This window comes from Bifidobacterium tibiigranuli, assembly GCF_022655035.1.
GTDB lineage: Bacteria > Actinomycetota > Actinomycetes > Actinomycetales > Bifidobacteriaceae > Bifidobacterium > Bifidobacterium tibiigranuli_A.
Map to the genome: position 1 here is coordinate 281,933 of NZ_JALCUA010000003.1, position 10,610 is coordinate 292,542.

Consider the following 10,610-nt stretch of genomic DNA (forward strand, 5'->3'; position numbering starts at 1 on the left):
GTTCGGATGGATTTGGAGGGCAGGATGTTGTACTGTCCCGGAACGTATGATTACTGAAGCTGTATGTCTGTTGGGAAAATGGAAGAGCGGCGGGGCGACGTGGACAATATAGAGCAGGACGATGAATTCATCGGGGAATGGGATCTTCGCCCATTGACTCCGAGGTATCAGGAGAGTCATCACTCGCCGTATGTTGAGGCACTGAATGCCTGTTTGAAGAACAGAAACATCCACAACATCGCTTTGGCCGGTGGCTACGGGGTGGGCAAGAGCAGTATCTTATCCCGGTTTGCAGATGAGCATGAGAGGGATGTCGTACGGGTATCGCTGCTAACGCTCACTCCCGTGGATAAGAGCCAGATAGATGATTCGGTGCCCAAGCAGGCCACCACAAAGACAAACCTCATCCAACAGGAAATCGTGAAACAACTGCTCTACAGCGCTGAGCCGAAAGACATGCCGCAGTCCCGGTTCAGACGTATTGGCAAACCGAGTCGATTGCGTGAAGCGATTATTGCAGCATATTGCGGAGTGGTATTTCTTGGCATCATGTTTATCACCGGCTGGTTTGGAAAAATAGGAAGTGCGGTATCATCAACTTTCAAGATGGATTGGAATCCGGTCGCGAACGTGGTGGTTTCGCTCTTGGTGGGCGTGGTGTTGGCACTGGTTCTCATCGAACTGTCACGTGGTAGGGTTCACCTGCGGCAATTATCTGCCGGTCCCGCGACTGTGACCCTTGATGAGGAGTCTGTTTCCTTCTTCGACCAGTACCTTGATGAAATCGTTTATTTCTTCGAGCGTTCTCGTCACACCATAGTGATTTTCGAGGACCTGGACCGGTTCGATGACTTCCACATTTTCGAGACGCTAAGGGCGCTGAACTTACTACTGAATAGTCCGAGGAAACGTCTGAGAAAACCCATTCGCTTCATCTATGCACTCAAGGACAGCGTATTTGATGAAGCATCATTGCCCAAGGCCAAACCGTCTGGAGCGAAAGAGGGTACAGAAGCAAAGAACATTCCAGAAGCAGAGGGGACGGAAAAGACCGAATCAATCCGTGCGAATAGGACCAAATTCTTCGACATCGTGATTCCGGTCGTGCCTTTCATTTCGCACACGACCGCCGGCAGTCTGATCCTCAAACTCTTGGAGAGGTCCGAATCCCGTGTGTCGCCATGGATTGCCGATGTCGCAGGACGCTATGTGACTGATATGCGTTTGCTGAAGAACATCTGCAACGAATTCATCGTCTTCCATGATCGCCTCAACGCCGGTGACGGGGTCGATGTGAAATACGAAGCCGATCAGATCTTCGCGATGATGCTTTACAAGAACACACGCATCCGCCAGTTCGAGCTGATGAAGACCGGGGAAAGCGATATGGACAGCCTGTACGCGGATTACCGCCGACTGGTCTCCCGTAATATCAGCGTCCTGCAACAGAAGAATCGAGAACTGGTACAGCAGCAAACCGACCTCACCCTGACCAGTGAGCGAAGTGCAAAGTATGGTGCAGCGCTGCGAGCATTCTTTCAGAGAGAGATGAAATCGTTGAACTCTGCGAATAGTTCCTACAGCATTAACTTGCAGAATCGCTCGTTCAGCCTTGCCGATTTTGACAAGCAGTCCTTCTGGACAGCTGCAGCGGAATCATCTGAACAAGACATTTTTACAATAAACATTCGAGACCGAAACGGGTACAGTCACACGGCACGATTCACCAAGGTCGACCTTGCCGATATCACCGGTGCTCCGTTGCAACTCGACGCGTGGAATGTTGAAAGACTCGGGTCGATCGAAGAGGCGATACATCATAATCTGGGTCAGATCAAGATTCTTCGGTCTGCAACCATGTCGGATCTATTCGAATACCAGAACTTCACACTGCCCCCAGAGTCAAGAGGCAGTTCTGCGACTGAGACGAACCATGAAGGTGGGCACGGAGAATCATTCGAAGCCATTACGAAACGGCATCTTGGCGGGGGATTGGCCTTCGAACTGGTCAGACGAGGCGCCCTAACACGTGATTATGCGATATATGCGCAGACGTTTTATGGCAACCGGGTGAGCGCGGCGGCAACGAACTTCATCCACCACCAGGTCGGACCCAACGAGATGGATGCCCAACTTCCACTCACGGACAGGGACGTCCAGGATATATTACGCGAAAGCACGGGAGGTGATCTCGGTGAACGGGCCTACTATAACGCGTGCATTCTCGACTACATACTAGGACCCGGTTACAAGGAAAACACCATGGACGCTTCGGGGAACAGAGTGGAAACCGGCAGGCTGATAACCGCGATAGCCGACTTGGGGGATGACGAACGGAGCTTCTTGCAATCATATTTCGAGTCGGGAAGGAATACCGCCAAGGATACGCTCCTGGTCCTGCTGCTGGAGCGTAATCCCGGTGTACTGGGATATTTCATTTCCGGCATCGACCTTTCCGATGATGACCGAAGGCATTGGGTCAGCCTCGCCCTGGAGAACATCTCCGCCCAGCAGGAGTATCTCATTGATGACACGGCGGCCACGTACCTGTGTGATCGATTTGGAGGGCTGGAAGTGCTCCATAAGACAGACATGTCCCAAGACACGGTGACATCCATAAGCGGAATACTACAGAAGGCGGGAGCGTCAGCGGAGGGGTTGGGGCAATTCTCGGCGCCGTTCATCGATGAATTCATATCGAGATCCATGTATGAAATCAACCGTATGAACCTGACGGTCATCACGGGTTCCGAGGACATCTCGCTCAACAGCCTCAAATCACTGGAGAAGGACACGGCATACAACCATATCCTGTCACACCTCGACGAGTATCTCACGACCCTCTCCACCGATGACCACAGCGTAACGGCACCGGGCTCCTTCGTTGGAATCCTCAACGATATCGCCAGACAGGGGCGCTACGATGAAGGGATTCTCGACCGCATCGTCAAACTGGCGACAGAGGACTGCCGGATCACGGAACTGTCCACGGTCGATGCCAACGTCTGGAATCCGCTGGTCGAATATTCACGCGTGCCACCAAGCTACGCAAACGTGGCTGCCTTCACCATCGACTCGGACACCATCAGCCAGGACATGGCGAACCTACTCGCCGGTGAACGAACGATCAGCGACATTCCGGACAACGAGGAATCCATGCAAGGCCGGGAAATGCTGGCAGAGAGAATCCTCAACTCACCGGATACACTGCCGGACATCGATCTTCGTATCGACTTAGTCGAATCGTTGGATTTGGGAGAGCAGCTGGATGTTGACCATATTGGCATCCAGGCGGACGAGCTTTTCGCGAAGCTCATCGGGCATCACCTCATCGCCGATGACGAAACCACGTTTCTCAAGATCGTCCAGGCCGGTTGGCCCGCGATGGAGCCGGCGATCGCCTCGTCTACAGGATTCGTGGACTTCATGAGTCCGGAAGTACTACCTCCCGCGATGCTCAGCCGGCTCTTCTCGAGCACACGGGTTCCTGACGCCGTCAGGGAGCGGGTCCTCAAGGAGATCGTCGACTACGCAAAGGATGCCGACGCGCCGACTATGGAAGACGCCATCCGCTACGCATTGAGCAAGGACCACGCGTTCGCTGATGAGGGCCTCCGGCTCTTCATCGACGCGCATGTCGACGTGGCACTGGTGGTCGACGCGCTGGGCCCGAGTTGCGAGAGCATGGGTATATCCAGGGTCGAGACGATCCTGAGCATGCTCCCCGACGAGTATGCGAGCCTGACAGTGGCAGGCAGGGACCATCCGAAACTGTCGGATACACGAGGCAACCTTATCCTTCTGGAGTATCTAAAAAAACATGGGAAAGTGACCTCATTCACCACAAAGGGGAATATGATACGTGTGAACAAGCACTATCCGTCCCAGTGAGAAAAACAGTGGACGACCGTTTCCCGGATTGACAACTCTCTTGCATGGCCCGGATGAGTCTTCCTCGACATCGGAGAGCCGCGGGTCATACTCTTGCCATATAGCCCTGCAGAGCGACGATGGGGCGTTGTACGCACATGGCCGCCGCAAAATGTTCGTTGATTATTACATTCTTAATGTGTTGCGATATCATTACATTTACACGATGTTAGGATATTGAAACATTCTAAGGGAATACGGGAGGGAAGCCTCATGGAACAGTTTGCCTCGCGGATCTTCAGCATCCATCAGATCGCCACGGCCATCAAGGACGCGCGGAACACTCGTGGATGGACGCAGGAGGAGCTGGCGGCGCAAACCGGTTTTTCCAGGGTCTGGATCAACCGTTTTGAGCAATCCGTTATCTCCGACCCCAGTTTCCGGCGCATTCTCACGATGTGTGATGTGCTGGGCATCGATCTGTCCGCGTCATATGCGCCGGAGAAGCAGGTGCTTCCCACTAGACAACACAGTCGACAACGTGCCAAAGGCAGCGCGTCAACAGCCTTGGAGAGTGACGAGCGGACTATACGGCCGCAGACCGTCAGGGAGGCAGCTGCCATTCTTGAGTCCCTTGCGCGGCGTACCGATAATGGCACTGTGACTGCCAATGAGGAGAATGGCTTATGAAACCCAAGGAACTTGTCGTGTTCCTCGAAGGCAAGCGCATCGGTGTGTTGAGCGAGGATAGCTATGGAAAGCATATTTTCACCTATGACAAGGATGCCGAGATTGATGCACCACTGTCGCTGTCCCTGCCTCGCCGCGTGGCGCCCTGGAGGGGAAAGCCGGTGGAGGCGTTCATCGATGGCGTGCTACCCGACGACCAGACCATGCGGCAACGCATCGCCCGCCGGTATGATGTCAATGCCGGCAACCCGTTCTCCCTGCTGACCGCCATCGGCCTTGACTGTGCCGGCGGAGCGCAATTCGTGCCGACGGCAGACGTGGACTCTTTTAACAAGCAAGCTTCATTGCGGCCGATAACAGAAGCTGAGATCAGACAGCGACTGGTATCAATTTCCGACGATCGGCAGGCGAGCTGGCAGGGCGTTGACGAGCACTGGTCGTTGAACGGCGCCCAGGACAAGATCGCGCTGCGCTTCCAGGACGGCCAATGGTACGAGGCGCACGGTTCGGCCGCCACCACGCACATCATCAAACCGGGCATCCTCAAGCTGCACGAACAGGCATTCAACGAGTACGTGTGTCTGAAGGCGATAGCAGCACTGCACGTGCCGGTATCGAATTGCGAGTTCCGGGAGTTCGCTGGACTCCCAGCATTGGTCAGTGAGCGGTGGGACCGGAAATGGGTGATGAACCAGGACGGTGATACGGAGGTCATCCGAATCCATCAGGAGGATCTCTGCCAGGCGACCGGTCATCCGACGGCTGAGAAATACCAGTCCGATGGTGGTCCGGGAGCCACTGAAATCCTCTCGTGCCTGCGCATCAACGGGTTGGATGCGGCCAGTGTCGGCCTGTTCTACATTGCATTGATACTGAATTTCCTGATGGCTGGCACCGATGCCCATGCCAAGAACTACGCAATCGAGGAGCCGGTCGGCGAACGCCCGAGACTGGCACCACTGTATGACATCGCCTCCATGTTCGCCTATGCTACGCAGCGCAACCAACGCAAGCTCGCAATGAGTATCGGCGGGGAATACAACTGGGAGCGCATCGAGTTAAGACACTGGCGAAAACTCGCCGACACCGACAGTTCCGGTGACTTCGAACTTGTGGAACTGCTCCTGGCACGGTACGCTGCCACGTTGCCCGACGCCTTCGCCGACGCGGCGAAAACCGCACGCGAACTGTCCGCTGGAATCCTACACGCAGACAAGGGAACACAGAACAATCGAGAAAAACTCCTCACCCGCATCCAGAACGGCATCGTCACACAGTGCACGCGCGTGCTTCAATGGTTCTCATAAGACGTGGCAGACATGGTTAACCCTACTAGTGGAAAAACGCGCACACCGGCAGAGTGTTCTGGTGGGATGTTGGGACATGCCCTGTGCATATGAAACATTCACTGCACGTTGCGCATGACGCTATCGGCACGTCCAGGTGTTTTCAGCTCTTTTCCAGGCCAGCGTGCCGCAACAGCAACCGAGGGACATCTCTTCCCATTGTTGCTTTGACCCTCTAAGCAGCCCGGTGAGGTCGATGTGGTTTTTGCCAACCAGCGCCTGATTCGCTCAAGAGAATCGCGATACCGCAGGTCAATATCAGTTCGATTGCCGTTCGCTTCGCGCCTGATGACCGTGCGGCCAGTGCGCTATCAGATCACGCACGGATCTTTGGGAGCCCGAAGCCATAGGGACTCGGATCATCATGATACAAGGAGCCCACTCATCGAGGTTGTGAACATGGGCACGTTTTTGCGCCCAAGCGGGTCTTCCTATGCATCTCCGGGGTGTGGCGTTCGATCGTGGTGTTTGTGCAGATCAGCCGACGGTGCTCTCGCGGGTAGTTGTCCAGCAGGTAGGCGATGGTTTCGCCGAGGTCGTCCCTGAGGCACCGGATGGTCTGGCTCAGGTTTCCTCGCCTCCCTACCGATACGGCCTCGGTCGACGACGGATCGGACGATTCCATCGCGAACACGGCTTTCAGGACGTCCCACGGTCCACCGGTCCGCCGTTCAAGTCACGCGAGGCCGGCAAGGCAATGAAACCATGCCGGGGTTGCATGTCCTCCTGTCAGTTCTTCGGCCCTGTCGGTCACCTCGCGGTGCCCGTCCAGCCGGCATAGATGGCGACCAATATGCTCACGTTCTCCACGACTCCGTACCGGATCCTTTCCGCTCGTATTCACGGGGGCAATCCGCTGGCATGTCCATGCATTGGGCGGGGATGATTCAGGTATTGACTCTGCGTGCAGCGGACGGTCTCTCAGGCTGCGTCGTGCCGGTCGAGGATGCGTCTGAGCCCGTGCAGCGCGGCATCAAACCGCGGCAAAGCCACCTAGGCATAGGCGTATCCCGGCCATCTCCGGATCCACGCTCACGAGTCCGGGGGTGTGACGATGATTCCCTGACGTGCGGCGGACATGGCGACACGGGTCGCCTGGTCGCGGGAACGGGGGATCCACACATGGAACCCGCTCGAGTGCGGTCCCGCAAGGTGGGGTCCAAGAATGTCCAGCGCGAGGCCGAGCCGTTCGAACGACTCGGCCCGTACGGCGTTCGCCAGGTCCCGTGCCGTGTCGTCCATGATCCACCGGTAGGCCATCTCGCTTGTCAGCGGGTTCTCCGGCGGCGCGAGCACCCCGAGAAGACGGGCGGCGCCACGAGCATTCCCAGGCGCAAACCCGGTGAGAGGCTTTTGGAGAACCCGTTCACGTAGAAGGTGCGTTCCGGCGCGATGCGGGCGATTGGCGTGACGTCATGGGGTCTGAAGATTGAGTAGACGTCATCCTCGACGATCGCCACGTCGTGTCGCGCGCACACGGCGGCGATCTGCGCGCGGCGCAGCCGGCCCATGCTCGCTCCCGTGGGATTGTGCGTGGTGGGCGTGACGTACACGACCCGCCTGTTTGTGTTCAATTGGTTGTTGAGGTTTTAGTCACGTAGTTTTTTCGGGTTTGGTCAGGGAGCATGCCGACCATCTCTTGGCCTTAACTTGGTAGTGCTTTGTATCTATCAGGAAAGGCCGGAAAGGCAATGATCAGCATGCCCAAGATTCAGTCTATTCGCCAGTTGAGGAGAGTCGGCGAAAGTGTCGCCGCGATCTCCAGGAAGACGGGGGTGAGCGAGCCCACGGTGCGCAAGTACCTGAGGGTGGACGACCTGTCGGCCAAGCCACCGGTGAGGGCGTCTCGACCGTCGGTGATCGACGAGTGGACGCCCATGATCGAGGGATGGCTCGCGGGGGATCGGGAGACTTGGCATAAGCAGCGGCATACGGCGACTCGTGTCTGGCAGCGGCTGCGTGACGAGTATGGCGCGAAGGTGTCGCTGTCGACGGTGAGCCGCAAGGTGGCCGGGCTGAGACGTGAATTCGCGGCCGATCGCGATGCGGGGTTTCTGGACCTGGTGTGGCATCCGGGCGAGGCGCAGGCCGACTTCGGCGAGGTCGGGCGTGTACTGGCGCGGCGCGCCGGCGCGCATGCATCATTTCGTGTTGGATTTCCCGTATTCGAACATCGGCGTCAGCCAGCTGATGCCCGGGGAGAACGCGGAGTGCACGTGCCAGGCGCTCAAGGATATTTTCGAGTGGTTGGGCGGGGTCCCGCAGCGGATCGTGTACGACAACGCCGCGGGCGTGGGCCGCAGGAAACGGGGCGACGACGTGTGGCTGGCCGAGTTGTTCCAGCGCTTCCAGGCCCATTACGGGTTCGAGTACTCGTTCTGCGACCCGTATTCCGGCCATGAGAAAGGGGCGGTCGAGGCGAAGGTCGGCGCGGTCAGGCGCAGGCTGTTCGTGCCCAGGCCGAGCGTCTGGAACCTGGCGAGTTTCAATGGCCGCCTGCTCGACGAGTGCCTCGGATTGGGCGACAGGCCGCATTACCGCAAGGGCGAGAACGAGGCGTCCTTGTTCGAGCAGGATCGCGGGGCATTGAGACCGCTGCCGGCCAAGCCGTTCGACGTGGTCAGATGGCAGCGGATGAAGGCCGACAAACAGGGGATCGTCACCGTTAATGGCCGGCACCGGTATGCCACGGATCCGGCCAACGCTGGGCGCGAGGTGATCGTCGGATTCCGCGCCCTCGAGGTGGAGATCCTCGACGCGCGCGGTGCCCGGATCGCCGTGCATCCGCGCGCCTACGGGGACGCGCCCACCAGCAGCGAGGATCCCTCGCGCCAGCTTGAACTGCTCTGCAACAGGCCGGGCGCGTGGGCCAACAGCCAAGTCAGGGAGGCGCTGCCCGACCCGCTGCGCGAATGGCTCGACCGGCAGGAGAAGACCGTGCTGCGGGAGAGCCTGCACACACTCAAACACGCCGACCGTGACCACGGATGGCACAACGCCGTCACCGCGATGCTGCAGGTGCTCGAGACGACCGGTACCGTGGATCGGGCCAGCGTCGAGCTCGACGCTGCCAGACTCGCGGACGGCAGGGGGGGCATCGAATACGACGAGCCCGTGGACCTCACGGAATACGACCAAGCGTTCACCACCAAGGAGCAAGCATGACCACGAAAACAGAGAAACCCAACATCGACCAGCTCAGAAACCGGGCGAGACGCCTGTTCCTCTCCGCAGCCACCATCGACTCGTTCCTCGAATGGGCGACCCCACGCCAGATCGACGCCGCCAGCCGGCTGCTCGCCGCCGAACTCGAGAACCGGGAAGCATCCAAGCGCGGACGGCTCTTGCGTCGCGCCCGTTTCCCGTGGTCAAAGGCATCCAGAGCTACGACTTCGCCAACGTGAAACTGCCCGATGGATACTCCAGGGAGGAACTGCTGCGCCTCGGTTTCGTCGCCAAGGCCCAGGACCTCGTATTCTACGGGCGCACCGGCCGGGGCAAAACCCACCTGGCCACCGCGCTCGGCGTGATGGCGGTCGACCGGGGCCTTGACGTGCGCTTCCACCAGACCACCGAACTCGTCCTCCAGCTCGGCAAGGCCAAACGAGATGGCACCCTCGAGACCATGCTCAAGGAGTTCGCCAAGACCGACCTGATCATCCTCGACGAATTCGGCTACGTGCCGTTCGACGTCGACGGGGCCAGGCTCCTCTACCAGATCATCGCAGGCAGCTACGAACCCCGCAGCATCATCTTCACCACCAACATCGAATTCAGCAAATGGGGCACGATCTTCGCCGACGACAAGCTCGCCGCCGCGATCATCGACCGCATCATCCACCACGGACGCCTCATCGAATTCACCGGACCCAGCCGACGCATGAACGAGGCGCTCATGTTCGGCAAAACCAAACAATAAACCACCGGCCGCATGCCCCCTGCATAAACCCGAAAAAAATACCTGACAAAAAACAAAACACCGACTTGACTAAATACGTCTTCGGTAGGTCGATCGATCAGCCCGTGTTCACGGATCGCTCCCGAGCCGGCCAGGGCGAAGCCGCCTTCCTGGCCGGCGGCCTGCAACGCTAGGCGCGTGATGCGCCGCTGCTCCTCACGCTCACCGTTCACGCGGCCACCCGCAGCTGTGGAAACCGGCCCTCCCACAAGGCGCGCACACGCCGATCCATGTTCAAGATCGGCCACGTCTCCACCAGGCGATCCCGATTCATGAGCCGACGCTGCTCCTCAACCGTCCCCTCGGCCAGCAACGCCTGATAGGCCATCCGTCGCCAACCGACCACGCTCACATTCACGCCCAGCCGATCAGCCTGCCAACGCACCGCGTGCGGCAGATCGATCATCCCGTCATAGGGACCATGCAGCTCGTCCAACGACATGGGCGCGCTGTACGGCCTGACGTCACGAAACCGCACCCGTGGTGCTGCTACCTCAGTCATCGTCTGCCTCCTTCGCTGCTCCCAGTCTACGTGAACCAACCGAAAACGGTAGAAGCCAGGTTTTGATTTCGGTGGGGGTTATGACGTGGCGCGAGCCGCGTCATCATGCGGTTCACGTGTGACTTCGTCTGCTGAATGGCGGGGTTCTTCGTTCGCTTCGTGGCGGGGTCAGGTGACACCGATGACCAGGGTGCTCTGTGCGGCTTCGATGACGTCGTTGGTGATGGTGTCGAGTTCGTTGATC

The 10,610-nt window shown here is 58.3% G+C and carries 7 protein-coding genes and 1 pseudogene; 6 read left to right on the forward strand and 2 right to left on the reverse strand.

Going from position 1 to position 10,610, the window contains the following annotated elements; genetic code table 11:
* Positions 1-63: 63 nt before the first annotated feature.
* The 3 genes from LKK40_RS05550 (at position 64) to LKK40_RS05560 (ending at position 5,867) form a co-directional block, all read left to right on the forward strand.
* Positions 64-3,891: a hypothetical protein gene (locus LKK40_RS05550; RefSeq protein WP_304309812.1), complete on the forward strand. Its 3,828-nt coding sequence runs from the start codon at positions 64-66 to the stop codon at positions 3,889-3,891.
* A gap of 252 nt (positions 3,892-4,143) precedes the next feature.
* Complete coding sequence (locus tag LKK40_RS05555) at positions 4,144-4,560, forward strand: helix-turn-helix domain-containing protein (RefSeq protein WP_273296759.1); 417 nt, start codon at positions 4,144-4,146, stop codon at positions 4,558-4,560.
* Positions 4,557-5,867: a type II toxin-antitoxin system HipA family toxin gene (locus LKK40_RS05560; RefSeq protein ID WP_274967660.1), complete on the forward strand. Its 1,311-nt coding sequence runs from the start codon at positions 4,557-4,559 to the stop codon at positions 5,865-5,867. Before LKK40_RS05555 ends, LKK40_RS05560 begins: the two co-directional genes overlap by 4 nt.
* A 1,307-nt stretch (positions 5,868-7,174) precedes the next feature.
* Here the strand turns inward: LKK40_RS05560 and LKK40_RS05565 are convergent.
* Positions 7,175-7,480 (reverse strand): aminotransferase class I/II-fold pyridoxal phosphate-dependent enzyme, encoded by a 306-nt coding sequence (locus tag LKK40_RS05565; protein ID WP_273296757.1) that lies wholly within the window; start codon positions 7,478-7,480, stop codon positions 7,175-7,177.
* Between the two features lie 126 nt (positions 7,481-7,606).
* Between LKK40_RS05565 and istA the strand changes: the two are divergent.
* The 3 genes and pseudogenes from istA to istB all read left to right on the forward strand — a co-directional run bounded on the left by istA (position 7,607) and on the right by istB (position 9,825).
* A pseudogene (gene istA / locus LKK40_RS05570) lies at positions 7,607-9,071 on the forward strand (IS21 family transposase).
* Positions 9,068-9,310: a hypothetical protein gene (locus LKK40_RS10760; RefSeq protein WP_304309813.1), complete on the forward strand. Its 243-nt coding sequence runs from the start codon at positions 9,068-9,070 to the stop codon at positions 9,308-9,310. Before istA ends, LKK40_RS10760 begins: the two are co-directional and overlap by 4 nt.
* Positions 9,271-9,825 carry an IS21-like element helper ATPase IstB gene (gene istB, locus LKK40_RS05580; RefSeq protein ID WP_273296755.1) on the forward strand — a complete coding sequence of 185 codons (555 nt, stop codon included), beginning with the start codon at positions 9,271-9,273 and terminating at the stop codon, positions 9,823-9,825. Before LKK40_RS10760 ends, istB begins: the two co-directional genes overlap by 40 nt.
* 208 nt (positions 9,826-10,033) lie before the next feature.
* Here the strand turns inward: istB and LKK40_RS05585 are convergent, their stop codons facing one another.
* On the reverse strand, positions 10,034-10,366 hold the full coding sequence (locus tag LKK40_RS05585) for a hypothetical protein (RefSeq protein ID WP_304309814.1): 333 nt from the start codon (positions 10,364-10,366) through the stop codon (positions 10,034-10,036).
* Between the last annotated feature and the right edge of the window lie 244 nt (positions 10,367-10,610).

Coding starts and splice junctions, on each gene's coding strand:
- LKK40_RS05550 (WP_304309812.1), top strand. CDS start 64: ATGTCTGTTGGGAAAATGGAAGAGCGGCGGGGCGACGTGGACAATATA.
- LKK40_RS05555 (WP_273296759.1), top strand. CDS start 4,144: ATGGAACAGTTTGCCTCGCGGATCTTCAGCATCCATCAGATCGCCACG.
- LKK40_RS05560 (WP_274967660.1), top strand. CDS start 4,557: ATGAAACCCAAGGAACTTGTCGTGTTCCTCGAAGGCAAGCGCATCGGT.
- LKK40_RS10760 (WP_304309813.1), top strand. CDS start 9,068: ATGACCACGAAAACAGAGAAACCCAACATCGACCAGCTCAGAAACCGG.
- LKK40_RS05585 (WP_304309814.1), bottom strand. CDS start 10,366: ATGACTGAGGTAGCAGCACCACGGGTGCGGTTTCGTGACGTCAGGCCG.